Below are 24,994 nucleotides of genomic sequence, written 5' to 3' on the forward strand. Positions count from 1 at the left end.
ATGACGCGTGAAGTGGTAGTGGTAAGCGGTGTCCGTACCGCGATCGGGACCTTTGGCGGCAGCCTGAAGGATGTGGCACCGGCGGAGCTGGGCGCACTGGTGGTGCGCGAGGCGCTGGCGCGCGCGCAGGTGTCGGGCGACGATGTCGGCCACGTGGTATTCGGCAACGTGATCCAGACCGAGCCGCGCGACATGTATCTGGGCCGCGTCGCGGCCGTCAACGGCGGGGTGACGATCAACGCCCCCGCGCTGACCGTGAACCGCCTGTGCGGCTCGGGCCTGCAGGCCATTGTGAGCGCCGCGCAGACCATCCTGCTGGGCGATACCGACGTCGCCATCGGCGGCGGCGCGGAAAGCATGAGCCGCGCACCGTACCTGGCGCCGGCAGCGCGCTGGGGCGCACGCATGGGCGACGCCGGCCTGGTCGACATGATGCTGGGTGCGCTGCACGATCCCTTCCATCGCATCCACATGGGCGTGACCGCCGAGAATGTCGCCAAGGAATACGACATCTCGCGCGCGCAGCAGGACGAGGCCGCGCTGGAATCGCACCGCCGCGCTTCGGCAGCGATCAAGGCCGGCTACTTCAAGGACCAGATCGTCCCGGTGGTGAGCAAGGGCCGCAAGGGCGACGTGACCTTCGACACCGACGAGCACGTGCGCCATGACGCCACCATCGACGACATGACCAAGCTCAGGCCGGTCTTCGTCAAGGAAAACGGCACGGTCACGGCCGGCAATGCCTCGGGCCTGAACGACGCCGCCGCCGCGGTGGTGATGATGGAGCGCGCCGAAGCCGAGCGCCGCGGCCTGAAGCCGCTGGCCCGCCTGGTGTCGTACGGCCATGCCGGCGTGGACCCGAAGGCCATGGGCATCGGCCCGGTGCCGGCGACGAAGATCGCGCTGGAGCGCGCCGGCCTGCAGGTGTCGGACCTGGACGTGATCGAAGCCAACGAAGCTTTTGCCGCACAGGCGTGCGCCGTGACCAAGGCGCTCGGTCTGGACCCGGCCAAGGTTAACCCGAACGGCTCGGGCATCTCGCTGGGCCACCCGATCGGCGCCACCGGTGCCCTGATCACGGTGAAGGCGCTGCATGAGCTGAACCGCGTGCAGGGCCGCTACGCGCTGGTGACGATGTGCATCGGCGGCGGGCAGGGCATTGCCGCCATCTTCGAGCGTATCTGAGGTTAGCCTTGCGCCTGGCTTCGCTGACGATGAACCTCTGCGCGCTCGGCCTGGCCGCCGTGCTCACGCTGGCGGGCACGGCGCAGGCAGCGCCGGCGACCGAGCTGTCGACCGGCCCGGTTAACACCGGGCCAGCCGGCGGCGAAGGCCTGGGCATCAACCAGGCCATTCGCGACGGCGAATCCCGGCGCGGCGGCACCTCGCTTTCCACTGGCGCGCCAAAGCCCCTGGCGCCGCGGCCGGAATATGCGTCGCTGCCGGTCTACGTCGGCAAGGTCGGCGACCAGCCGGTGCGGCTGCGCCTGGGCCCCAAGCCTGACGAGCGCGACAGCGTGCGTGGCGAATACGCCGGCCGTGGCGCCGGTGTGCGCCTGCTGGCAGGCGAGTGGGAGGACGGCGCCTTCCTGATGGAGGAGTCCGACGACGGCACCCGCGTATCGGGCAACTGGGAAGGCAGCATCGACGCCAGCGGCGCCGTGCGCGGCACCTGGACCGACGCGTTCAACCCGGCCATCGTGCTGCCGTTCTTTATCCGCCCTCTGGGCGTGCTGGTGATCCCCCCGTTCGACATGAGGCCCAACAGCGGCGTCACTTACGCGCCGCCGCCGCCGAAGTCCTCGATTTCCGGCTGGTAAGCCGCTTGCTGGTGTCCGCCGTTGCCAACGCCGGTGGCGCGGCCGGCATTTGCTGGTAAGCTCGGAGGCTCATCGAGTCTCATTCCTGACCGTGCCACGCTTCTGCCCGGGCGATACCGCCGGGGCAGCGCGCCGTGTCCGGCCAGCAGCCAGCAAGGAAACCGCCGTGTCCGATTCGCCATCCGACAAGCCCGCGTCGCCCGCCCATTACCTGCAAACCGTTGCGGTCCAGCCCGAGCTGGAGATCGCGCCCGGCTTTGCCTCGTTCTCTCCCGCCACGCACCGCGGCTCCACCGTGGTGTTCCGCAACCTCGCCGAACTGCGCGCCCATGGCGACGGTGCCACCACATACTGGCGCTATGGCCTGCACGCCACGCCCACCAGCGAGGCGCTGTGCCAGCACCTGGCGCTGCTGGAGGGCGCGCGCCACACGCTGCTGCAGCCGTCGGGGCTGGCGGCGATCTCGCTGGTCTACTTCGCGCTGCTCAAGAGCGGCGACGACGTGCTGGTGCCGCACAACGTCTACGGCCCCAACCGCGATCACGGCGAGTGGCTGGCACGCGAATTCGGCGTGACCGTGCGCTACTACGACCCGATGGACGCTGCTGCGATGGCGGCGATGATCCGGCCGAATACGCGCCTGATCTGGATGGAGTCGCCCGGTTCGGTGACCATGGAAGTGCCCGACAGCGACGCCATCGTCGCCGCGGCCAGGGCGCACGGCGTGCTGACCGCGATCGACAATACCTGGTCTGCCGGCATCTACTTCCGCCCGTTCGACAAGGGCATCGACATCTCGGTGCAGGCGCTGACCAAGTACCAGTCCGGCGGCAGCGACGTGCTGATGGGCGCGGTGCTGACCTGCGACGATGCGCTGCATGACCGCCTCAAGCGCACCCGCATGCTGATGGGCTGGGGGGTTTCCGCCGATGACTGCCACCTGGTGCTGCGCGGGCTGCCGAGCCTGCCGGTGCGCCTGGCCGCGCATGACCGTGCGGCCCGCGAAGTGGCGGAGTGGCTGCGCCAGCGGCCCGAGGTTGCGCGCGTGCTGCATCCGGCGCTGCCGGACTGCCCCGGCCACGCCAGCTGGCGGCGCGATTTCACCGGTGCCAGCGGGCTCTTTGCCATCATCCTGCGGGCACGCTATACACGCCAGCAGGTGGATGCCTTGGTCGAGGCGCTGCAGCTGTTTGCGATCGGCTGGTCCTGGGGCGGTGCCCACAGCCTGGCCGTGCCGTACCACGTGCAGGGCATGCGCCCGGCGGGCACCTGGCCGCCGGCCGGCTGGCAGGATACCGGCGAACTGGTGCGGCTTTATATCGGCCTGGAAGACACGCGCGACCTGATCGCCGACCTGCGTCAGGCGCTGGAGGCTACGCTGGCCGCGTAAGCGGCCTCAGGCCGGCTGTCTCAGGGCGAGATTGAGCTGGTCGACGACCTCGGCCCAATCGGCGTCGTCCAGCAGCTCGTCGCGCAGCAGCGTGGCCTGGGCGGGGGTCCAGAACGGTGCCTCGGCCAGCTCGACATCGTCGGGCAGCGGGGCGTGCGTGCCGATAAAGCTGCGGATGCTGGCTTCGTCGGAGGCCAGGCCGAGTTGGGCGAACAGTTCGGAAAACTGGTGGAAGGTCGATTCCATGGCGGCAGGCTCGATGTTGTTGGCCTGAGATAGTGTAGGGCAGGGGCCGGGCTGGTGCTGCCCAGGAAACAAAAACGGACGCTGCTGCGTCCGTTCTTGCGTGCGGGCGCCATGCGCTCAGGGCGTATCCGTGCTGGGCATCGCCTTGGCGCCCGCGGTGGGCCTGGCGGTCTGGGCGGTCTGGGCGGCTTGGGCTGCCCGCGGCATCGCCCAGACCGACTCCGCCGGCCCACTGCGCGCGCGGCGCTGCGTGGCGCGGGCCAGGGCGACAAAGCCCGTGGCCAGCGCGATCGCGCCGATATCGAAGCCGGCGATGATCCAGTGCCCGCTGGGGATGCTGTGCAGCAGGTGGTCGCCGGTCAGGATCGCGTTCGCCAGCGGCACCGTCAGCCACGCCAGCGCGGCGGCGTAGAGCAGTTCCACCGCGGCGCGCACCGGCGGGCGCAGCAGCGCCCAGGCACAGGCCAGGACAAACACCGTGAAATACGTGTAGCTCACCGCGCGCTCCGGCCACAGCAGCGCCGCCGGGAAGCACAGCGCCACGCCGATGCAGCAGCCGATGCACACGCCGACCGTGCCCTGCGCCAGCAGCCGGTGCACGCGCGGCTGCTCGGCCTGGCGCAGCTTGCGCCGTGACTCGATCCACAGCAGGTTGCCTGAATAGAACAGGAAGGCGCCGGCGAGCCCGGCCAGCAGGTAGACCAGCCGCACCGGCAGCTCGCCGAAAGTGCCGAAATGCAGTGCGTACAGCGCGCTGTAGAGCCCGTGGTTGCTGTCGCGCGTGCCGGCGGTCTGGTTGGCGGTCAGCTGGCCCGCGTTGGGCTCGCCGCTGGCGGCATGGATGCCGACCGAGCCCAGGTTGCCGAGTGCCTGCGTGCTGGTGCCGCGCACCTCCACCACGGCGTTGGCGTCGCCATAGCGCTGGAAGCGGAACGACTCGGGCGTGAATCGCTCGCCGCCGTGCTCGCGCGCGATCTGCATCAGCGTTGCCGTGGGCATGGTCGGCACCGCGCGGTTGGCCGCGGCCACTTCCGGCACGGCGGTGGTGGCGCGGGGCACCGCCTCGAACAGGCGGCCATCGAAGGTCAGTGTGTTGAACGCCATCATCAGCACCAGCGACAGGCAGAACAGCGCGCCGGTGATGGCAAAGACCAGGTGGAAGGGCAGGCTGAACAGGCCCAGCACATTGTGGGTGTCCATCCAGAATCGCTTCAGGTTGCGCCCGGGGCGCACTGCAAACAGGTCCTTCTTCAGCCGTGGCAGGTGCAGCAGCACGCCCGATACCAGTGCCAGCCCGTACAGCACCGAGATCGCGCCCATGAAATAGATGCCGCCGACCGGGATCCCCAGCGAGTAGTGCAGGCTGTTCAGGAATGCCGACAGTTCGCCGATCACCTGGTCGCGCGAGGTGTCGCGCTGCATCGCGGCGCCGCCGGCCAGGCGGGCGTCGGTGGTCATCTGCCACTCGCCGGCCTGGTCCTGCCAGTAGGCCGCGATATTGGGCTCTCCCTCCGACGGCATGATCACGTATGAGCTGGCCGCGGCCTCGGGGTGGATCGCGACCAGCTTCTGCATGAAGCGGTCGACCGCGGCCGGGTCGGTACTGGCCTCGAACTGCGCATTGCCTTTCAGCCGCGACGGCGACTGCCAAACGTGCAGCTCATGGTGGAACACGGTGACCGCCCCGGCAAAGAAGGCGATAAACAGGGCCCAGCCGGCCATCAGGCCGACCCAGGTATGCAGCGTCTGGTACAGGCGCAGGGTTGCGGTTTTCATGATGGCGTTCTCAGGAGGCGGCCAGTGCCGTCGGCGCCAGCCCGGCCAGGCGCAGCAGCCAGAGCGCGCCGAAGCAGAGCAGGTTGGCGCCGCCCAGCCAGACCCAGGCAGTGCGGCTGGAACGGAACAGCAGGCTGGCGCTGATGATGGCCACCCACACCGGCAGGCAGGCCACCACGGCCGCGACGATGCCGGTTTCCCAGCCGCCCGGCAGCCACAGGATCAACAGCGTGCACAGCGCCACCGCCAGCGGCAGCCCGAGCAGCGCACCGGCAAGCCATTTGGTGCCCATTGCGGAGCGGTCTGCGCTCATGCCCGTTGCTCCCGTGCTGCCCGGCGCCTGCGCGCGGCATAGGTGGCGATAAAGGGCCATACCGACAGCGCGCAGGGCACGGTCACCAGGCTGGCGGCAATGGCTGCGGGCCAGCCATCGGTGATGCTCCACAGCCAGGCGCTGACGACGACCAGGATCAGGCCCAGCCAGCCCAGCATACGCGGTTGCGTGACCCTGCCGGGCGGCAGCAGGACCTGGTTGGGCGCGGCCAGGTACAGGCACGCAGCCGCAGCCAGGCCAAGAAGGACGGCCAGAACTTGCATGAGGAAATGTCAGATAAACGAAACATTAATGGTAATGATTCGCATTTGAAGAGGCAAGCGCTAAGTAGACGTTGCGTCTCAGTGGGGATTCATCTGCACTTGGGGGAGGGACTTGCGCTGGCTGTGGCGACGAGTCGCAGGCGGCCCGCGCGGGTGGGGCCGGCCGGGCGCTTGCCGCCCGGCGCGCATTGCCGCGTTGTCCGCGGCCCGGGATCAGTGCGGGAACAGCGCCAGCAGGCCGTCCAGGCCGACGTGGTTGAACGCGACGCTGGCTTGCGTGCGCACCACCGGCTTGGCCCGGAATGCCACCGACAGGCCGGCCACGGCCATCATCTTCAGATCGTTGGAGCCATCGCCCATGACGATGGCCTGGTCCGGCGTGGCTCCGATCCGGGCGCAGACTTCCTGCACGGTGCGGGCCTTGACGTCGGCGTTGACGATCTCGCCGACGACATTGCCGGTCAGCTTGCCGTCGACGATCTCCAGCGTATTGGCGCGGGTCACGTCGAGCTGGAGCCGTGCCTTGAGCTTCTCGGTGAAATGCACGAAGCCGCCCGACACCAGCAGCGTGCGCAGGCCCAGCGCCTGCACGGTCTGCAGCATGCGCTCGGCGCCCGGCGACAGCCGCAGGCGCTCTTCATAGACGCGGTCCAGCACGCTGGCGTCCAGGCCCTTGAGCAGGGCCACGCGGCGGCGCAGGCTTTCGTTGAAATCGGTGATCTCGCCGCGCATGGCGGCTTCGGTGATGGCCGAGACCTCGGCCTTGAGGCCGCAGAAATCTGCGATCTCGTCGATGCACTCGATCGTGATCAGGGTCGAGTCCATGTCCATCGCCACCAGGCGGAAGTCGGACAGCTTGCGCCCAGCGGGCACCACTGCCCAGTCGATCGCGCGCGGGCCGCAGAAATCGTCCAGCGCATCGCGCAGCGCCGGCGTCAGCGGCGCGCATTCCTCGGCGGCGGCGACGGTCTCGCTGCGCAGCACCAGTTCAGAGGCGCGGGCCAGGGTGCGGGCGGTGTCGAGGTCGGCTGGGGAAAGCGGGGCGGTGCTCTGGAGGATCAGGGGCATGGCGGATGAAGGTCGGGCGCTTGCCGCGCGGGGCTGCAACGCGGCAAAAGGGCTATTGTAGCCCCGCCGCAGCGCCCCGGGCGAGCCGCTCAGCGCTGCGCCATCACCATGTAGTCCACGGTCAGGCTGGACAGGGCGCGCACGCCGTTGATCAGCGCCGGCTCGTCCACATAGAACTCAGGCGAGTGGTTGGAAGGCGCCTTGGTCACATCCTGGCCCTTGGGCGTCACCCCGAGGTTGAAGAACAGGCCCGGGACCTTCTCCTGGTAGAACGAGAAGTCCTCCGACGCGGTCGCCTTGGGCGTGATCATCCAGTTGCCTTCGCCGGCCACGCGCTGCAGCGTGGGCGCCATCTTCTCGGTCAGGGCCGGCTGGTTGATGGTGGCGTTGTACAACTCCACCACGCGGAAGCTGGCCTCGGCGCCGGCGCTGGTGGCGATGGCCTCGGTGGTGCGCTTCATGCGGGCATGGATGTCCTTCTTCATGCCTTCGTCATAGGTGCGCACGGTGCCCATCATCTCGACCTTCTCCGGCACGATGTTCATGCGGTTGCCGCCGTGGATGGTGCCCACGGTAATCACCGACGGCTCCAGCATGGCGTTGACCTGGCGGCTCTGGATGGTCTGCAGGCCCATCACGATCTGCGACGCCACCACGATCGGGTCGATCCCGCCCCACGGCCGCGCGCCGTGGGTCTGGCGGCCCTTGACGTCGATCCAGAACTGGTCGGCCGCCGCCATCGAGGGGCCGCTGCGCCAGCCCAGCTTGCCCGATTCGATGCCGCTGCTCACGTGCAGGCCGAAGATCGCATCGACCTTGGGATTGTCCAGCACGCCCTCGGACACCATCTGCTTGGCGCCCCAGGTGTTGGAGCCATTCGGTTCGAAGTCGGCCGGGCTTTCCTCGGCCGGCTGGAAAATGAACTTGACCGTGCCGGGCAGCTGGTCCTTCATGCCGGCCAGCACCTCGGCGGTGGCCATCAAAATCGCCACGTGCGTGTCATGGCCGCAGGCGTGCATCACGTCCACTTCCTTGCCCAGGTACTGGCCCTTGGCCTTCGACGCGAACGGCACGTCCACGCGTTCCTTGACCGGCAGCGCATCCATGTCGGCGCGCAGCGCCACTACCGGGCCGGGCTTGCCGCCCTTGAGCACGCCGACCACGCCGGTCTTGGCCACGCCTGTCTTCACTTCCATGCCGAGCTTGCGCAGGTGGTCGGCCACGAGCTTGGCGGTGCGCGTCTCGTAGTTGCCCAGTTCCGGATGCTGGTGGATATCGCGGCGCCACGCGATGAGTTGTTTCTCGACGGCCTTGGCGCGGGTTTCGATCTGGGCGTGCAGGGTTTCGGCGCCTTGCGTCTGGGCCTGCGCGGTGTTGCAGAGCAGGCCGGTGGCGAGCGCCACGGTGGCGAGCGCCACGGTGGCGAGCGCGAAGCGGGTGGTGGGACGGGATGCGGAATCACGGACAGCCATGCAAGGTCTCCTTCGTTGTTGTTGGTGTGATGCAGGCGGTGTGGCGGCGCGCGGCAAGTGCAAAGCGCCGGGAAAAGCGGATTGGTTGCTCCCCTCTCCCGCAAGCGGGAGAGGGGAGCAAAGCTCTGGCATGCCCGGCAGTCAGCTCACGCGCAAGCTGTCGACCACCTTGTGCAGGAACGCCTCGCAAGCAGCCAACTGCTCCAGCGCAACAAACTCATCCGGCTTGTGCGCCTGCTGGATATCGCCAGGCCCGCACACCACGGCCGGAATGCCGGCGCGCTGGAACAGGCCGGCCTCGGTGCCGTAGGCCACCTTGTTGGTGTCGCGGTCGGCGGTCAGCGCGCGCACCAGCTGCGTGATGGCTTCCTGTTCGGCCACGTCCAGCGACGGCGCGGCGGCGATCTTGCTCAGCGTCAGGCCGGCGTCGGCATGCTCGGCGCGCATCTTCGGCAGCAGCACGTCGTTGGCGTAGGCCTGGATGCGGGCGTAGATGGCTTCGGGATCCACGCCGGGCAGGTTGCGGAACTCGAACACGAACTCGCACAGTGCCGGGATGGTGTTCAGCGCGATGCCGCCCTGGATGGTGCCGGTCTGCGCGGTGGTGTAGGGCACGTCGAAGGCCTGGTCGTAGGGGCCGTTGGCCTTGAACTCATCGGCGATGTCGCGGATGAAGCAGATCAGGCGCGCGGCGTATTCGATCGCATTGACGCCGCGCGGCGTCAGCGACGAGTGCGCGGCCTGGCCCCTGACGCAGCAACGGTAGGCGTTGATGCCCTTGTGCGCCACGATCACGCGCATGCTGGTGGGTTCGCCGACGATGCAGCCGCCGGGCGTCACGCCGCGGTCGCGCAGTTCGGCCAGCAGGTAGGGCGCGCCCATGCAGCCGATCTCTTCGTCGAAGGACAGCGCGTAGTGGACCGGCTCGCGCAGCCTGGCCTGCAGGATGGCCGGCAGCAGCGACAGGCTGGTGCCGATAAAGCCTTTCATGTCGCAGGTGCCGCGGCCGTAGAGCTTGCCGTCGCGCACCACCGGCTTGAACGGGTCGGTGGTCCAGTCCTGGCCGTCCACCGGCACCACGTCGGTATGGCCGGAGAGCACGATGCCGCCGTTGGTATTGCCGTCGGCGGCGGGCACGGTGACGAACAGGTTGGCCTTGTCCTGCTGCGGGTTGTAGCTCAGATGCGGCTTCAGCCCCTTGGCCAGGAAATGGTCGCGCACCGACTCGATCAGGCCCAGGTTGGAGTTGCGGCTGGTGGTGTCGTACGCGACCAGCCGCTGGGTCCATTCAAGCGCGCTGCCGCGCGCGGCGGTTTCGGTGACGGGCTGACGGGAAGAAGCGGCTTGGGCGGGCATGGGGGCGTTATCGCTAACTTGTTAAGGAATCGATGCTACACCCGGCCGCGCGCCGCGTCCATGCAGGATACGCATGACCCCTACGCCAGTTGCCGCAACGTATGCTTGATGGTCTGCGCGCGGATCGCCACGTCCGGCATCTTGGCCTCGATGCGCAGCTTGTCCTGCCCGGCCAGCTTGATATGGCGGTTCTTCTGCACCAGGTCGATGATGCGCATCGCGTCGATCGGCGGGTTGGGCACGAACTGCACGCTGATGGTGGCCTCGCCCGCGTCGATCTTGCGCACGCCCAGCGGTGCCGCGGCGATGCGCAGCCGGTGGGTCTCGACCAGCGCCTGCGCCTGCGCCGGCAGTCGGCCGAAGCGGTCGATCAGCTCTTCCTGGATATCGTCCACGCGCTCGGCGGTCTCGCAGTTGGCCAGCCGCTTGTACAGCGACAGCCGCTCGTGCACGTCGGCGCAGTAGTCGTTGGGCAGCAGCGCCGGCGTGCCCAGGTTGATCTCGGTGGTCGCGGCCAGCGGCGCCATCAGGTCGGGTTCCTTGCCGGCCTTGAGCGCCTTGACCGCGGCGTTGAGCATGTCAGTGTAGAGCTGGAAGCCGATCTCGTGGATCTCGCCCGACTGCTTGTCGCCCAGCACCTCGCCCGCGCCGCGGATTTCCAGGTCATGCATGGCCAGGTAGAAGCCCGAGCCCAGTTCCTCCATCTGCTGGATCGCTTCGAGCCGGCGCTGCGCCTGCTTGGTCAGGCCCTCGACATCATGCACCAGCAGGTAGGCATAGGCCTGGTGGTGCGAGCGCCCGACCCGGCCGCGCAGCTGGTGCAGCTGCGCCAGGCCGAACTTGTCCGAGCGGTGGATCAGGATGGTGTTGGCGGTCGGCACGTCGATGCCGGTCTCGATGATGGTGGTGCACAGCAGGATGTTGTCGCGGCGCGCGACGAAGTCGCGCATCACGCGCTCCAGCTCGCGCTCATGCATCTGGCCGTGCGCGACGGCAATGCGCGCTTCGGGCACCAGCTCGGCCAGCCGCGCGCGCTTGTTCTCGATGGTCTCGACCTCGTTGTGCAGGAAGTAGACCTGGCCGCCGCGCTTGAGCTCGCGCAGGATGGCCTCGCGGATCACGCCGTCTTCCTCGCGCCGCACGAAGGTCTTGATCGCCAGCCGCTTCTGCGGCGCGGTCGCGATCACCGAGAAGTCGCGCAGGCCTTCCAGCGCCATGCCCAGCGTGCGCGGGATCGGCGTGGCGGTCAGGGTCAGCACGTCGACCTCGGCGCGCAGGGTCTTCAGCGCCTCCTTCTGGCGCACGCCGAAGCGGTGTTCCTCGTCGATGATGACCAGCCCCAGGCGCTCGAACCTGACCTGGTCGGACAGGATCTTGTGGGTGCCGATGACGATGTCGACGGTGCCTTCGTTGATCTGCCTGATGGCCGCGTCGATTTCCTTCTTGGTCTTGAAGCGCGACAGCTCGACGATGCGCACCGGCCATTCGGCGAAGCGGTCGGACAGCGTCTGGAAGTGCTGCTCGGCCAGCAGCGTGGTCGGCGCCAGCATCGCCACCTGCTTGCCGCCCAGCACCGCGACAAAGGCCGCGCGCAGCGCCACCTCGGTCTTGCCGAAGCCCACGTCGCCGCACACCAGCCGGTCCATCGGCTTGCCCGAGGTCATGTCGGCGATCACCGCGGCAATCGCGGCGGCCTGGTCCGGCGTTTCCTCGAAGCCGAAGCTTTCGGCGAAGGTCTCGTAGTCCTTGGGCGAGAGCGGGAAGGCAAAGCCCTCGCGCGCGGCGCGGCGCGCGTACAGGTTGAGCAGCTCGGCGGCGGTGTCGCGGATCTGCTGGGCTGCCTTGCGCTTGGCCTTGTCCCACTGGCCCGAGCCCAGGTGGTGCAGCGGCGCGGTATCGGGATCGGCGCCGGAATAGCGCGAGATTACATGCAACTGGTGCACCGGCACATACAGCTTGCTGCCCTTGTCGTAGTCCAGGTGCAGGAATTCCTCGTCGCCCTGGCCCATGTCGAGCGTGACCAGGCCCTGATAGCGGCCGATGCCGTGCTCGCTGTGCACCACCGGGTCGCCGATCTTCAACTCGGCCAGGTCGCGCACCATCGAGTCGACGGCGGAGGCCTGCTCCTGCTTGCGGCGGCCGGTGCGGCGCGCGGTGCCGGCGTACAGCTCGGCCTCGGTGACAAAGGCGATCTGCCCCTGCGGCAGCGCAAAGCCGCTCTGCAGCGGCGCCACCGCGATCGAGAAATGCGCTTCGCCGGCCAGGAACGCGGCAAAGTCGTCCACCGGCTGCGGGCGCAGGCCGCTTTCGGCAAAGAGCTGCAGCAGGGTCTCGCGCCGCCCGGCCGAGTCGGCGCACATCAGCACGCGGGTCTGCTGGTCGAGCAGCAGCGCTTCCAGGTTGACCAGCGGATCATCGGCGCGGCGGTTCACCGCGACGTCGGGCAGGATGGCCGAGAACGCGGCCTGGTCCGCGTTCGCTTCGGCCTGCAGCACCAGGCGCGCCATCGGCTTGGCGGCGACGAAGAACTGCTCCTCGGACAGGAACAGGTCCGCTGGCGGCAGCAGCGGGCGCTCGCGGTCGTGCCGCATGAAGTTGTAGCGCTGCGTGGTGTCGGCCCAGAAGCGGCGGATGGCCTCGTCGACATTGCCGGCGAACGCGAGCTGCGTATCGGCGGGCAGGTAGTCGAACACAGTCGCGCTCTGCTCGAAGAACAGCGGCAGGTAGTACTCGATGCCGGCCGACGGCACGCCGTTGCCGATGTCCTTGTAGATCGGCGACTTGGTTGGGTCGCCTTCGAACAGCTCGCGCCAGCGGCCGCGGAAGGCGGTGCGCGCGGCTTCGTCGAGCGGGAACTCGCGCCCGGGCAGCAGCCGCACCTCCTTGACCGGGTACAGGCTGCGCTGGGTGTCGGGGTCGAAGGCGCGGATGGTCTCGATCTCGTCGCCGAACAGGTCGATCCGGTACGGCAGCGCCGAGCCCATCGGGTACAGGTCGATCAGGCCGCCGCGCACGCTGTATTCGCCGGGGCGCATCACCGCGCTGACGTGCTCGTAGCCGGCCAGCGTGAACTGGGCCTTGAGCGCCGCTTCATCCAGCCGCTCGCCCTGCTTGAAGAAGAAGGTGTAGGCGGCCAGGAACGCGGGCGGCGCCAGCCGGTACAGCGCGGTGGTGGCCGGCACCAGCATCACGTCGCATTGCCCGGTCTGGATGTCGTGCAGCGTGGCCAGGCGCTCTGATACCAGGTCCTGGTGCGGCGAGAAGCTGTCGTAGGGCAGGGTTTCCCAGTCGGGCAGCAGGCGCACGCGCAGTTCGGGCGCGAACCAGGGGATTTCCTCGGCCAGGCGCTGGGCATCGACCGCGTGGGAGCAGACTACGGCCAGCATCGGCGCGCGCTCGCGGTGCTGCCGAGCGTACGCGGCCACAGCCAGCGCATCGGCCGAGCCGCGCAGGCCCGCCACGCTGTGGCGCAGCCCCGGCTTGACCAGCGGCAGGTTGACAAAGGGGAAGGCGGGCTTGGCGTCAGGCATGTCGGCAGCGGGGCGTTCAAAACGACGACACCCCGCCGGCATTGCGGGCGGGGGTCGGGGCAGGGGACCTCAACGGCCCGTGGCGCCTGCCGGGCACGCGTCAATGCGGAATGGCGCGGCATGGCGACGGGCAAGGGCCGTATTATAGAATGCGCACCGGTTGTCCCGCTGGCCATGCCGGCCAGCAGGCGCCCGCGCCTCTTTCACTCAACGCCGATCCTGTGCCCGCTCGCCGCTTTGCCCTGATTCCCTGTGCCGGTACCGGCAGCCGCGCCGGCGGCGCCGTTCCCAAGCAATACCAGACCGTGGCCGGCCGGCCGATGATCTGGTACGCGCTGGCGGCGTTCTCGGCGTGCGACGCCATCAACGCCACCGCGCTGGTGCTGGCGCCCGACGACATGCCGCTGGAATCGCGCTTCGGCGCGGCCGCCTTTGCCGGGCTGCGCTTCGATACCGCCTTTGTCGGCGGCGAGACCCGCCATGCCTCGGTGCTGGCCGGGCTGCACCACCTGGCGCAGCTGGGCGCGACCGACAGCGACTGGGTGCTGGTGCACGATGCCGCGCGCCCGGGCCTGACCCCGGCAATGATCCATGCGCTGGTGCGCGCGGTGGAAAGCGACGGCGACGACGGCCCGGACGCCGCCATCGGCGGCATCCTGGCGGTGCCGGTGCCCGACACGCTCAAGCGCGCCCAGGACGACGCCCGTATCGGCGCCACGGTGCCGCGCGAGGGCCTGTGGCAGGCGCAGACGCCGCAGATGTTCCGCCTGGGCGTGCTGCGCCAGGCGCTGCAGGACGCCATGGCGGCCGGCGCGGTGGTGACCGACGAGGCCAGCGCGATCGAGCGTCTGGGGCTGCATCCGCGGCTGGTCAACGGCTCGCTGCGCAATTTCAAGGTGACCTACCCGGAGGACTTCGCACTGGCCGAAGTGCTGCTGGGCAACGATGGCAAAGGAGCCTGACCGCATGATGCCTTTCGATATCCGGGTGGGACAGGGCTATGACGTCCACGCGCTGGTGCCCGGCCGCAAGCTGATCCTGGGCGGGGTCGAGATTCCGCACGACCGCGGCCTGCTGGGCCATTCCGATGCGGATGCGCTGCTGCACGCAGTCACCGACGCGCTCTTCGGCGCGGCCGCGCTGGGCGATATCGGCCGCCATTTCCCCGACACCGACGCGCAGTTCGCCGGCGCCGACAGCCGCGTGCTGCTGCGCGAGGCCGCGCGCCGCGTGCGCGAGGCGGGCTATGAAATCGGCAATGTCGATGCCACCGTGATCGCGCAGGCGCCCAAGCTGGCGCCGCATATCGGGGCGATGGTGGCGAACCTGGCGGAGGACCTGGGGATTGCGCGCGGGCGTTGCAACGTCAAGGCCAAGACCAACGAGAAGCTGGGCTTCGAAGGGCGCCAGGAGGGCATCGTGGCGCAGGCCGCGGTGCTGCTCTGGCGCGCCTCGGTGGGCGACGCGCAGGACTGATCAGGGGCGCGCCGCGTCTGGCGCCGTGGCGTTTTCCGGCGGGATGGCGTAGGTATAGTCGATCAGGCGGGCCATTGCGCCGGTGCGCGCACCGGCTTCGGTGCGCTTGGTGAATCCCATCTGCTGGCACAGCCGGATGGCCGATGCCATTTCCGGCATGGTGCGCACCACCAGCGTTGACGCGCCGATATCGCGCGCGCGCTGGATGCAGATCTGCATCAGCGTGCGGCCCAGGCCCAGGCCGCGCGCCTGCGGGCTGACCGACAGCAGCCGGGCTTCCGGCTGGGTCAGGGTGATGGTGCTGCCGTCCAGTGCCGGCAGCGTGGCGCCCGGATGGCAGAACAGCACGGCGCCCATGATGCCGTGATCGGTCTCCGCCACCCACCATTCCATATCCGGATGGCTGGTCGCCAGCACTGCCTGCATGCCGCGCTGGAACGACGCGCGGCAGTCTTCCATGATGGCCAGCTCATATTGCCCGTAGGCTTGTTGCGTGACGGCGGCGATGTCGCCCCAGTCATGCACCGCCGCGAGGCGGTAGTGGAAACGGGGAGAAGTCGGCGAAGGCAGGGTCATGGCAGCCTGAAAGTGCGTGTCCTGCCTGGATTGTAGGCCGATCGCCGCACCTGTGCAGCCCTGGCGCGGGGCGGTTGCAGGATGGGAACAGCCGGCAACTCCTGATGGGAAGCTGCCGGCTGCTGTGCTACGGCGCCCGTGGCAGGGCGCCGCGGAGGGCGCGGGGGCGCGCTGTGGCGGGGCTTATTGCGCGGCGATCACGTTGGCGGCGGCCACGATCACGGCGGCAATGCGGCCGACATCGCGCAGTTGCTGCGCGGTCATGCCCTGTTCATTCTTCAGCAGCTGGTAGTGCGACTTCACGCAGAAGTGGCACTTGCCCACGATCGAGGCGGCCAGTGCGTACATCTCGAAACGGCGCTTGTCCACGCCGCCATGGGTGGCATAGGCGTTCATGCGCAGGCCGGCCGGCTGGCTGGCCAGGTCGGGATCGTCGGCCATTTCGACGTACGGGTACCAGGTGTTGTTCATGCCCATCAGCGCGGCCGCGGTCAGCGCGCCGTTGGTTTCCTCGGGCGACAGCACGCCGGCGTTGCGGATGGCATCCACCAGCACCTTGCTCTGCGCCGCAAATGCCGCCGCCAGTGCCACGCCGACCGCATCGTTGCCTTCCAGCGAAGAGCGCGCGATGGTGCCGTCCACGTTCAGGCGGATGTCCTTGGCGTAATCGGGGATGAGATTCTTAATCGTGCTGATGAATTCCATTTATTTCTCCTATCGATACGGGCCCAAAAAACCCGCGCAAGCGGGTTTTGATGCGGAGGGCAGCGCCCTCCGCGAATCGCCAAGGTGTGTCTGGCGACTGATAGCAAATTACAGCGTGGCGCCACCAACGGCACGGTTGCACGGGCACAGCTCGTCCGTTTGCAGACCGTCCAGGATACGCAGGACTTCTTCCGGGTTGCGGCCCACGTTCAGGTTGTTCACCGACACATGCTGGATCACGTTGTCCGGGTCGACGATGAAGGTCGCGCGCAGGGCAACGCCGGCAGCGTGGTCACGCACGCCCAGCTGGTCGATCAGCGAACCGGTCACGTCGGCGAACTGCCACTGGTTCAGCTTGTTCAGGTCCTTGTGTTCGCGGCGCCATGCCAGCTTGACGAATTCGTTGTCGGTCGAGCCGCCCAGCACGATCGCGTCGCGGTCGGCGAAGTCGCCGTTCAGCTTGGCGAAGGCAACGATTTCGGTCGGGCAGACGAAGGTGAAGTCCTTCGGGTAGAAGTAGATGATCTTCCACTTGCCTTCGAACGACTTTTCGGTGATGTCTTCGAAAGCCGACTGGCCGTTCTCTTCGTGATTGTTGAAACCCGGCTTGACACCGACGACGTGGAAGGCTTCGAGCTTGTCACCAACGGTCTTCATAGACTATCTCCTGATACGGTTGCAATGAGAGCGGTGCTGCTGCCGCGCGGCTGGCGTGGGCCGGCTACGCGGCTTACCGCGACAAAACGTGATTATGCGTCATCACCAGGTGCCGGGCTAATTGATATTCTCAAAGAGCCCGATAGGCAAGCCATGTGACGCCTGGAGCGAATCCCGGCATGGGAAGCCGCGGCATCAGCCAGGCGGCTTCGATGCGGAAGGGCAAGTATGCCATGCGCGCTGGGCCCGCTTATGGCAAGTTGGTGACGATTGCGGCGAATTCAACCAGCCGTGTTCAGGCCGGATGCATGACGGGCTCCACTCGTTGCGCCCGGAAGATCACCAGCGTGGCAACCAGTCCGCACAGCGCGGCGAACATCAGCCACAGCCCCGGCGCCGCCTTGTTGCCGGTGGCGTGGATCAGCCAGGTCGAGATTGCCGGGGTGAAGCCGCCGAACAGCGCCGTGGCCAGGCTGTAGGCCAGCGAGAAGCCGGTGGTGCGCACCGCGGGCGGCATGATCTCGGTCAGCGCCACCACCATGGCGCCGTTATAACTGCCGTACAGGAACGACAGCCACAGCTCCACCATCAGCAGCCGCGAGAACGACGGCTCGGCCACCAGCCATGACACGGCGGGGTACGCGGTCAGCAGCGTTGCCACGGTGAAGAACACCAGCAGTGGCTTGCGTCCGATGCGGTCCGACAGCGCGCCCATCAGCGGCAGCCAGATGAAGTTGGACAGGCCCACGCACATGGTGACGATCAGGTTGTCGGTGTCGTCCAGCTTCAGCACGGTCTTGCCGAAGGTCGGCGTGTATGCGGTGATCATGTAGAACGACACCGTGGTCATCACCACCATCATGCAGCCGGCCAGGATGATGCGCCAGTTGTCCAGCATCGAGCGGTAGATCTCGTCAATGGCGGGGCGGTGCTTGCGCGCCTTGAAGGCCTCGGTCTCTTCCAGCGAACGGCGGATCAGGAACAGGAACGGCACGATCAGGCAGCCCACCAGGAAGGGAATGCGCCAGCCCCATTCATCCATTTGCGCCGGAGCCAGCGTGGCGTGCAGGATCACGCCCAGCAGGCCGGCGAAGATCACCGCCACCTGCTGGCTGCCCGATTGCCACGCGACATAGAAGCCCTTGCGGCCAGGCCTGGCGATTTCCGACAGGTAGACCGAGACGCCGCCCAGCTCAACACCCGCGGAGAAGCCCTGCAGCAGGCGCCCGGCCAATACCAGCAGCGGCGCGGCCACGCCAATGGTGGCGTAGCCCGGCACGCAGGCAATCAGCAACGTGCCCATGGCCATCAGCGCCAGCGTCATGATCAGGCCCTTGCGGCGGCCATGGCGGTCGATGTAGGCGCCCAGCACGATCGCACCCAGCGGCCGCATCAGGAAGCCCGCGCCAAAGGTGGCGAGCGAAAGCATCAGCGAGGCGAACTCGTTGCCGCTGGGAAAGAAGGTCCTGGCGATGGCGGACGCGTAGAAGCCGTACACCATGAAGTCATACATTTCCAGGAAGTTGCCGCTGACGACGCGGAACACGGTGCGGAACCCGTGCTGCCCGGCGGGGGTAGCTGCGGAGGTATCTGACATGGCTGTCTCTCAGGCACCGCCGGCGGTCCCGGCGGCATGATGGTTCGGAGAAGTCAGCCAGGCGTGCGCGGGTCACGCCGTGTGGGAAGGATTTCGCCGCGCGCCTGATGACGGGCGCCAGTGTGCGCCGCGACCCTGTCATTGCCCTGACGAATGCCTTTCAGAAGGCTATCAAATGCTGTCGAAAACCTGTCAATGCGCCGCGGATGGCGCTCAGGCCGCGCTCAGCTGACGCTCAGGCGCGCCGGAAGCAGGCGCTGACCACCAGCCCCGTGGCCGGGGCGGGGCGGTTGGCCAGCAGCAGCCGGCCGCCGTTGCGCTGCATGATGCGGTTGACGATGGACATGCCCAGCCCGGCGCCCTTGGCCTCGCTGCGCGCGGCGTCGAGCCGGTAGAAGGGCCGCGTCAGCAGCGACAGCTGGCCGTCGGGCACGCCGTTGCCGTGGTCGGCCACGGTCAGCACGGCTTCCTTGTCGTCCACGCGCGTCGAGATCTCGACCACGGCCATGCCGCTTTGCTCGTCCTTGGCATAGCGGCGCGCGTTCTCGACCAGGTTGTCCAGGATGCGCTGCACTTCCATGCGGTTTGCCACGGCCATCACCGGCTCATTGGCGCGCACGTGCACGCGCACGTCGTCGTGCGCGGCGTAGACGCCCACGGCATCGTGCACCAGCGCCGACAGGTCAACCGGTTCCACGGTTTCCAGCGGCGGGCGCGCGTAGTTGAGGAACTGTCCGATGATAGCGTCCATCTGCTCGATGTCGGCGATCATGGCGTCGCGCGTGGGGGTGTCCATCGGCGACATCTCGGTTTCCAGGCGCAGGCGCGTCAGCGGCGTGCGCAGGTCGTGCGAGATGCCGGCCAGCATCACCACGCGGTCGTCGTCGAGCTGGCGCAGGTCGCGCACCATCTGGTTGAAGCTGTGGTTGGCCAGCGCCACCTCACTGGCGCCGTGCTCGGGCAGCGGCGGCGGGTCGCCGCCGGCGCCGATCGCGCGGGCGGCGTTGGCCAGCCGCTTGAGCGGGTAGTTGACGCGCGCGGTGATAAAGGCCGCGCCGATGATCGACAGCAGCAGCGCGGCAATACTCCACCACAGCCACTGGATGCCGGGCACGCGCTCGAAGCGCTCGGGGCTGATCGCCACCCAGTAGTCGTCGCCCTCGATCTCGAAGCTGACCCACACGCCGGGAATGTCGTTGACGGTGGTGGCCAGCACCGTGTCCTCGCCCAGGCGGCTGCGGATCTCCTGCTGCACCAGGGTGGTCAGGAACGGGTTGGCGGTGGGCGCGGCGAAGTCGTCGTCCTTCTCGCGCGGATAGACCTTGATGCCTTCGTTCTGCACCAGGTCGAGCAGCAGGAAGCGCCGCCGCGCGGGGTCGGAATAGAGCAGCGCGGCGCGCGTGAGCTTGACCACGCTGACCACCTGCATGGCGATCTGCTGCGCGCGCGGGGCGCGTTCGAACAGCCGGTAGCTCTGGAACCAGATGCCCAGCGAAATCGCCAGCAGCAGGGCGATAAGCATGAAGGTTCGCCAGAACAGCGAACCAAAGAACCGCGTTGCGGTTCTGCCGATAACGGTCGCCACGATGGGAACAGCGGCCGTAATCGGTTACTTCACGCCATCGGGGATGAAGACGTAGCCCAGGCCCCACACCGTCTGGATAAAACGGGGGTTGCTCGGGTCCGGCTCGATCAGCTTGCGCAGGCGCGAGATCTGCACGTCCAGGCTGCGGTCGAAGACTTCATATTCACGGCCGCGCGCCATTTCCATCAGCTTCTCGCGCGACAGCGGCTGGCGCGGATGGCGGGCGAACACCTTGAGGACCGAGAACTCGCCGGTGGTCAGCGTGATTTCCTCGTCGTTCTTGGTCAGCGTGCGCGTGGCCAGGTTCAGCACGAAGTCGCCGAAGGCGAAGGTCTCGGGCGTTTCCGACGGGGCGCCGGGAACTTCGGCCGGGCCCTTGCGGCGCAGCACCGCGTGGATGCGCGCAATCAGTTCGCGCGGGTTGAAGGGTTTGGGCAGGTAGTCGTCGGCGCCCATCTCCAGGCCGACGATGCGGTCCACGTCCTCGCCCTTGGCGGTGAGCATGATGATCGGGGTCTGGTCATTGGCCCCGCGCAGCCGGCGGCAGATCGACAGGCCGTCTTCACCCGGCATCATCAGGTCCAGCACCAGCAGGTCGAAACGCTCGCGCAGCCAGAGCTTGTTCATCGCGGTGGCGTTTTCCGCCACCAGCACGGTGAAACCCTGTTCGCCCAGATAGCGGCGCAGCAAATCGCGCAGACGCGGGTCATCGTCGACGACAAGAATCTTGTGGCTGGTATTTTCCATGGCGGTATCTTAGCGACTATCGCTTTCGCTCAAAATGGCTTAACAAAACGTTACATACTTTACCCCGTGGTATGGCAGTGTGCACCAATCGTGCGATTACACTGCGCAATCCGTCTTTTTGGGCGCCATGCGCGGCAGATTTCCACGCATTTGCACCAGACGAGCCACTGCCTCGCCCAGCCTGCCTCGCCCGCGCTGGCGCGATGCTTGCAGAGGGTGCGGCGCCGGACGGGGTACCGGAATTCCCGGCTTCAGGGCAGTCCGTCCAGTCTGTCCAAAGACTGCTTTTTCCCGAAGCCAAAGATCGCCATTATCAATGAAAGTGAACCGAACCCGGCACGGGCATCCGCAGCATGGTATCGCCGGCGCCTGCCTTGCGCTGGCGCTGGCCGTGCTGGCGCTGTGCATTCCGGCCGGGACGGTGCAGGCGCAATCGGCCGGCATGGCCAACCTGCTCAAGCGCCACCCGTCGACCCAGGCCAGCGATCCCGGCAACAGCCAGCGCGAGGCGCGGGCCCGTGCCGAGCGCCATCGCGCCGAGCAGCGCGACGCCGAGCGCCGGCGCGGTGACGAACGCGGCGGCTCGCGCCTGTCGCCGGACGAGCGCCGCAAGCTGCGCAAGAACCTTTACGACTTCGGGCGCGATATCTACCAGGGCGGCTGATCCGTTCTTATCGTGCCGCGCCCTCCATGGTACGCCACTGTGGCGCTTAGCCGCGCGGCTGGAAGTGCCGCAGGAAATCCACGAAGACCTCCGCCGCCAGCTGGGCATCCTCCGCCGTGATGGTTTCCAGCGGGTTGTGGCTGATGCCGCCGTTGCCGCAACGCACGAACAGCATGGCCACGTCGGTGATGCGCTGCATCATCATGGCGTCGTGGCCGGCGCCGGAGGGCAGCTCGAAGGCCTGCAGCCCGCGCTTCTTCAGCACCGCCCCGAACTGGTCCATCAGCCAGCGCGCGCACGGCGCGTTGTTGACCGGCGGCACGCGCTCCACCTGGGCGGCCAGCCCGCGCCGTTCCGCGATCTGGCCGATGCCGGCCACGATGTCGGCGATGGCGGCCTCGCGGATGCCATCCTCGCCGGCGCGAATATCCATCGAGAAGGTGCAGGCCGCCGGGATGACATTGCTCGACCCGTTGGGCACCTGCAGCTGACCCACCGTGCCGACCAGCGTCGGCGCCGCCGTGCAGCGCTGCTCCACCAGCAGGATCATCTCCGCCGCGCCCGCGGCGGCGTCGCGGCGCATGCCCATCGGCGTGGTGCCGGCGTGGCTGGCCAGGCCTTCGACCCGCACCGCAAAGCGGCTGCTGCCCGCGATCTGGGTGACCACGCCCAGCGGCAGGCCGTGGTGCAGCAGCACCGGGCCCTGCTCGATATGCACTTCGACAAAGCCCAGCAGCGACGCCGGATCGACCGCGGCGGCGCGCAGGGCCTGCAGATCGCCCGCGCCGGGCAGGTCCGATGCCGCCAGCGCCTCGCGCAGCGTGATGCCGTCCGCGTCCTGGCGCTCCAGCAGGGTGGGATCGAAGCGGCCCGCCAACACGCTGCTGGCCAGGAAGCTGGTCTTGAAGCGCAGGCCTTCCTCTTCGGCGAACCCCACCACTTCAAAGTGATAGGGCAGGCGGATGCCGGCCTGGTTGAGCGCGCCGACCACGGCGATCGGCAGCACGATGCCAAGCCGTCCGTCATAGCGCCCGCCATTGCGCACGGTGTCGAAGTGCGAGCCGGTCATCAGCACGCGCGCGTCGGGCACGGCCGGGTCGGCCGCATAGCGGCCGATGACGTTGCCGATGGCGTCGATCCGCACCTGCATGCCGGCCGCCTCCATCCACTGCGCAAGCCGGGCCTGCGCGGCGCGGTGGGCCGGGGTCAGGTAGGCGCAGGTGAGGCCGCCTTCCATGTCGGAGAAACTGGCGAGCTGGTCGGCGTGGGCAAGGATGGTGTCGCCGAGGGAGGCGGATGTCTGCGTCATGGCGGTACGGCTTGGCGGGTCGGACAGAAAAGAGAGCAGGACGCTAGCTGTTGCGCACCCAGGTCTTCCAGGCAATCCACAGCTTGCGCAGCGGGGTCAGCGCGATGCGCTGGTTCAGCACCTGGAACTGGCTGGCTTCCAGTTCGTCGAGCAGCGCGTGGTAGATCGCGCCCATCAGCAGGCCGGCACGCTGGGCGCGGCGGTCCTGCTTCGGCAGCAGCGCCAGTGCCTCATGGTACAGCGCGCGGGCACGGCCGGCGTGGTACTGCATCAGCGCGACAAAGCGCTCGGAATGCTGACCCTTCAGGATCTCGGATGCAGGCACCTGGAACTGCTGCAGGGTATTGACCGGCAGGTAGATGCGCCCGCGCCGCGCGTCCTCGCCGACGTCGCGCAGGATATTGACCAGTTGCAGCGACTGGCCAAGCTTCTCGGCAAACACCAGCGTCCGCGGGTCGGTATAGCCGAACAGCCGCGCGCTGAGCGTGCCGACCACGCCGGCCACGCAATGGCAGTAGCGGGCCAGCCCGGGCTCGTCCAGGTAGCGGGTCTGGGTCAGGTCCATTTCCATGCCTTCCAGCACTTCGGACATCTCGCCCTGGGGCAGGCCGGCGCTGCGCACATGCGGCTGCAGGGCCTTGGTGGTCGGGTGGGTCGGCTCGCCCTCGAACAGGCGGCGCAGTTCGGCGCGCCACCAGTCCAGCTGCTGGTGGGCCAGGCCTGCGTCATGGCTGTCGTCGACCACGTCGTCGACTTCGCGGCACCAGGCGTACAGCGCGGTGATGGCGCGGCGGCGCTCGGCCGGCAGGAACAGGAAGCTGTAATAGAAGCTCGAGCCGCTCTGGGCGACTTTCTCTTGGCAATACTGATCGGGCGTCACGCCGGTCTCGGGTCGAAGATGTGGGGGGAAGCGCCAGCGGCGCGGCGGATTGTAGCATCGCGCCGGGCAGGGTATGGTCGCGCATGCCGAAGCCTGTCGGCGCAGTTCACCAGCCCGGAACGGCAACTGAGTCTTCATTCCAGCGGTTTCGTCGCCTGCCGTTTGACGCACCCGGGGGTCGTCGTTATATTACTGACCGGCAAGTTATTTATTGCCGATGCCGGCTGCGCGCGGCCATTCCGCGCGCCCCGACGACTTCCCGGGCGCAGGGGATTTGCGGTCACCGGCCAGTCTTGTCAGTTGTTCCATCCGACTCGTTGCCTACCGATGCCAGTGCTTTGCCAAGTGCCGGAAGTTGCGGCTGCAGATTCTCCTGTTGTTACGATGCCGCCGCGCCACCTCGGTCGAGGCGTGACCGTAGCCGCACTTTTGATGGCCAGCCTGCTGGCCCTGACCGGCTGCGGCAAGAAGGCCGAGCCGGCGCCGGAGGTGCGCCCGGTGCGCCTGATGCAGCTGAGCCCGCACAACGGCAAGACCGCCTTCGAGTTCTCCGGCGACGTGCGCCCGCGCGTGGAGTCGCGGCTGGGCTTCCGCGTCGGGGGCAAGATCGCCGCCAGGCTGGTGGATGTGGGCGCGGTGGTCAGCAAGGGCCAGCCGCTGGCGCGCCTGGATCCCACCGACCTGTCGCTGGCCGAGGCCGGCTCGCGCGCCCAGTTCGAGGCCGCGAAGACTGACCGCGACCTGGCCGCCGCCGACCTGAAGCGCTACAACGACCTGTTCGCCAAGGGCTTCATCAGCGCTGCCGAGCAGCACCGGCGCCAGGCCAACTATGACGCCGCCGAATCGCGGCTGCGCCAGGCCCAGGCCGGGCTGCGCAGCCAGTCCAACCAGACCGGCTACTCGGTCCTGCATGCCGATGCCGACGGCGTGGTCACGGCGGTCGATGCCGAGGTGGGCCAGGTGGTGACGCCCGGCCAGCCGGTGGTGCGCGTGGCGCAGACGGCAGAGAAGGAAGTCGCGATCGGCCTGCCCGAAGACCAGGTCGACCTGCTGCGCGGCATTACCGACGTGACCATCCATACCTGGGCCGAGCCGCAGCGCACGCTGCCTGGCCGCGTGCGCGAGATTGCCGCGGCGGCCGACCCGGTCACCCGCACCTATGCCACCCGCGTGACGGTGCCGAACCCGCCCGCCGACCTCAAGCTCGGCATGACCGCGGTGGTGACCTTCATGCGCAGCGGCGCCACCGCGGCCATCCGGGTGCCGCTGACCGCGCTGCTGCAGGAGCAGGGCCGCAACCAGGTCTGGATCTATGACGCCGCCGCCGGCACGGTCAAGCCGGTGCCGGTGACGCTGGGCGAGGCCATCGGCAACGAGGTGGAGGTGCGCCAGGGCCTGGCCCCGGGCCAGACCATCGTCACCGCCGGGGTTCACCTGTTGCGCGCGGGCCAGAAGGTGCGCCCGCTGCAGACGGTTGCGCCTGCGGGAGGGCCTGCATCGGCCCCGGCATCGGCACCGGCCGCCACCCCGAAGCAGGGGTGAG

The 24,994-nt window shown here is 68.2% G+C and carries 23 protein-coding genes; 7 read left to right on the top strand and 16 right to left on the bottom strand.

Going from position 1 to position 24,994, the window contains the following annotated elements; genetic code table 11:
• From bktB to AC3WRR_RS23495, 3 genes are all read left to right on the top strand, one after another.
• The gene (gene bktB, locus AC3WRR_RS23485) at window positions 1–1,185 is read left to right on the top strand and encodes a beta-ketothiolase BktB (RefSeq protein WP_011615089.1); all 1,185 of its coding nucleotides are present in this window, start codon (window positions 1–3) and stop codon (window positions 1,183–1,185) included.
• 8 nt (window positions 1,186–1,193) lie between these two features.
• On the top strand, window positions 1,194–1,820 hold the full coding sequence (locus AC3WRR_RS23490) for a hypothetical protein (protein WP_492298257.1): 627 nt from the start codon (window positions 1,194–1,196) through the stop codon (window positions 1,818–1,820).
• Window positions 1,821–1,986: 166 nt separating this feature from the next.
• A complete protein-coding gene (locus AC3WRR_RS23495; RefSeq protein ID WP_010810123.1) occupies window positions 1,987–3,210 on the top strand; it encodes a cystathionine beta-lyase in 1,224 nt (407 codons plus the stop codon).
• 6 nt (window positions 3,211–3,216) lie between these two features.
• Here the strand turns inward: AC3WRR_RS23495 and AC3WRR_RS23500 are convergent, their stop codons facing one another.
• From AC3WRR_RS23500 to mfd, 8 genes are all read right to left on the bottom strand, one after another.
• Window positions 3,217–3,456 carry a DUF2789 domain-containing protein gene (locus AC3WRR_RS23500; RefSeq protein ID WP_010810122.1) on the bottom strand — a complete coding sequence of 80 codons (240 nt, stop codon included), beginning with the start codon at window positions 3,454–3,456 and terminating at the stop codon, window positions 3,217–3,219.
• A 117-nt stretch (window positions 3,457–3,573) separates the two neighbouring features.
• On the bottom strand, window positions 3,574–5,232 hold the full coding sequence (locus AC3WRR_RS23505; RefSeq protein WP_439671587.1) for a PepSY-associated TM helix domain-containing protein: 1,659 nt from the start codon (window positions 5,230–5,232) through the stop codon (window positions 3,574–3,576).
• 10 nt (window positions 5,233–5,242) lie between these two features.
• Window positions 5,243–5,545, bottom strand: coding sequence for a hypothetical protein (locus AC3WRR_RS23510; RefSeq protein ID WP_058697291.1), 303 nt, complete (start codon window positions 5,543–5,545; stop codon window positions 5,243–5,245).
• Window positions 5,542–5,829 carry a hypothetical protein gene (locus AC3WRR_RS23515; RefSeq protein WP_492298259.1) on the bottom strand — a complete coding sequence of 96 codons (288 nt, stop codon included), beginning with the start codon at window positions 5,827–5,829 and terminating at the stop codon, window positions 5,542–5,544. The genes AC3WRR_RS23510 and AC3WRR_RS23515 overlap by 4 nt, the downstream gene beginning before the upstream one ends.
• 213 nt (window positions 5,830–6,042) lie before the next feature.
• Complete coding sequence (gene serB, locus AC3WRR_RS23520) at window positions 6,043–6,897, bottom strand: phosphoserine phosphatase SerB (RefSeq protein WP_439668752.1); 855 nt, start codon at window positions 6,895–6,897, stop codon at window positions 6,043–6,045.
• An 89-nt stretch (window positions 6,898–6,986) separates the two neighbouring features.
• Window positions 6,987–8,369, bottom strand: coding sequence for an amidohydrolase (locus AC3WRR_RS23525; protein WP_492298261.1), 1,383 nt, complete (start codon window positions 8,367–8,369; stop codon window positions 6,987–6,989).
• Window positions 8,370–8,510: 141 nt separating this feature from the next.
• Entirely contained in the window at window positions 8,511–9,725 is a 1,215-nt protein-coding gene (argE, locus tag AC3WRR_RS23530) for an acetylornithine deacetylase (protein ID WP_010810116.1), read from the bottom strand.
• Between the two features lie 80 nt (window positions 9,726–9,805).
• The gene (gene mfd, locus AC3WRR_RS23535) at window positions 9,806–13,255 is read right to left on the bottom strand and encodes a transcription-repair coupling factor (RefSeq protein ID WP_011615095.1); all 3,450 of its coding nucleotides are present in this window, start codon (window positions 13,253–13,255) and stop codon (window positions 9,806–9,808) included.
• Between the two features lie 149 nt (window positions 13,256–13,404).
• Between mfd and ispD the strand changes: the two genes are divergently transcribed.
• Complete coding sequence (ispD, locus tag AC3WRR_RS23540) at window positions 13,405–14,217, top strand: 2-C-methyl-D-erythritol 4-phosphate cytidylyltransferase (protein WP_439671591.1); 813 nt, start codon at window positions 13,405–13,407, stop codon at window positions 14,215–14,217.
• 4 nt (window positions 14,218–14,221) lie between these two features.
• On the top strand, window positions 14,222–14,731 hold the full coding sequence (gene ispF, locus AC3WRR_RS23545; RefSeq protein ID WP_010810113.1) for a 2-C-methyl-D-erythritol 2,4-cyclodiphosphate synthase: 510 nt from the start codon (window positions 14,222–14,224) through the stop codon (window positions 14,729–14,731).
• On the opposite strand, the gene AC3WRR_RS23550 is transcribed toward ispF, so the two are convergent.
• The 6 genes from AC3WRR_RS23550 to ompR all read right to left on the bottom strand — a co-directional run bounded on the left by AC3WRR_RS23550 (window position 14,732) and on the right by ompR (window position 20,598).
• Window positions 14,732–15,307, bottom strand: a complete 576-nt coding sequence (locus AC3WRR_RS23550) for a GNAT family N-acetyltransferase (protein WP_010810112.1) — start codon at window positions 15,305–15,307, stop codon at window positions 14,732–14,734.
• Window positions 15,308–15,490: 183 nt separating this feature from the next.
• Entirely contained in the window at window positions 15,491–16,012 is a 522-nt protein-coding gene (locus AC3WRR_RS23555; RefSeq protein ID WP_439671592.1) for a carboxymuconolactone decarboxylase family protein, read from the bottom strand.
• A 108-nt stretch (window positions 16,013–16,120) separates the two neighbouring features.
• Complete coding sequence (locus AC3WRR_RS23560; protein WP_010810110.1) at window positions 16,121–16,669, bottom strand: peroxiredoxin; 549 nt, start codon at window positions 16,667–16,669, stop codon at window positions 16,121–16,123.
• Between the two features lie 295 nt (window positions 16,670–16,964).
• The gene (locus AC3WRR_RS23565) at window positions 16,965–18,266 is read right to left on the bottom strand and encodes an MFS transporter (RefSeq protein ID WP_439671593.1); all 1,302 of its coding nucleotides are present in this window, start codon (window positions 18,264–18,266) and stop codon (window positions 16,965–16,967) included.
• Window positions 18,267–18,501: 235 nt separating this feature from the next.
• Window positions 18,502–19,851, bottom strand: coding sequence for an ATP-binding protein (locus AC3WRR_RS23570; RefSeq protein WP_011615097.1), 1,350 nt, complete (start codon window positions 19,849–19,851; stop codon window positions 18,502–18,504).
• Between the two features lie 24 nt (window positions 19,852–19,875).
• Window positions 19,876–20,598 (bottom strand): osmolarity response regulator transcription factor OmpR, encoded by a 723-nt coding sequence (gene ompR / locus AC3WRR_RS23575; RefSeq protein ID WP_010810107.1) that lies wholly within the window; start codon window positions 20,596–20,598, stop codon window positions 19,876–19,878.
• A gap of 316 nt (window positions 20,599–20,914) precedes the next feature.
• Between ompR and AC3WRR_RS23580 the strand changes: the two genes are divergently transcribed.
• Entirely contained in the window at window positions 20,915–21,262 is a 348-nt protein-coding gene (locus AC3WRR_RS23580) for a hypothetical protein (RefSeq protein ID WP_010810106.1), read from the top strand.
• Between the two features lie 46 nt (window positions 21,263–21,308).
• Here AC3WRR_RS23580 and AC3WRR_RS23585 read toward each other — a convergent pair whose 3' ends face one another.
• Both AC3WRR_RS23585 and hpnD read right to left on the bottom strand, forming a co-directional pair.
• Window positions 21,309–22,571 (bottom strand): Zn-dependent hydrolase, encoded by a 1,263-nt coding sequence (locus AC3WRR_RS23585; RefSeq protein ID WP_010810105.1) that lies wholly within the window; start codon window positions 22,569–22,571, stop codon window positions 21,309–21,311.
• Between the two features lie 43 nt (window positions 22,572–22,614).
• On the bottom strand, window positions 22,615–23,451 hold the full coding sequence (hpnD, locus tag AC3WRR_RS23590; protein ID WP_439668757.1) for a presqualene diphosphate synthase HpnD: 837 nt from the start codon (window positions 23,449–23,451) through the stop codon (window positions 22,615–22,617).
• 327 nt (window positions 23,452–23,778) lie between these two features.
• Here hpnD and AC3WRR_RS23595 point away from each other — a divergent pair, with 327 nt between their 5' ends.
• Window positions 23,779–24,993, top strand: coding sequence for an efflux RND transporter periplasmic adaptor subunit (locus AC3WRR_RS23595; protein WP_492298264.1), 1,215 nt, complete (start codon window positions 23,779–23,781; stop codon window positions 24,991–24,993).
• The last annotated feature ends 1 nt before the right edge of the window (window position 24,994 follow it).

It is taken from the genome of Cupriavidus sp. FW305-3-2-15-C-LB2, from assembly GCF_058787575.1.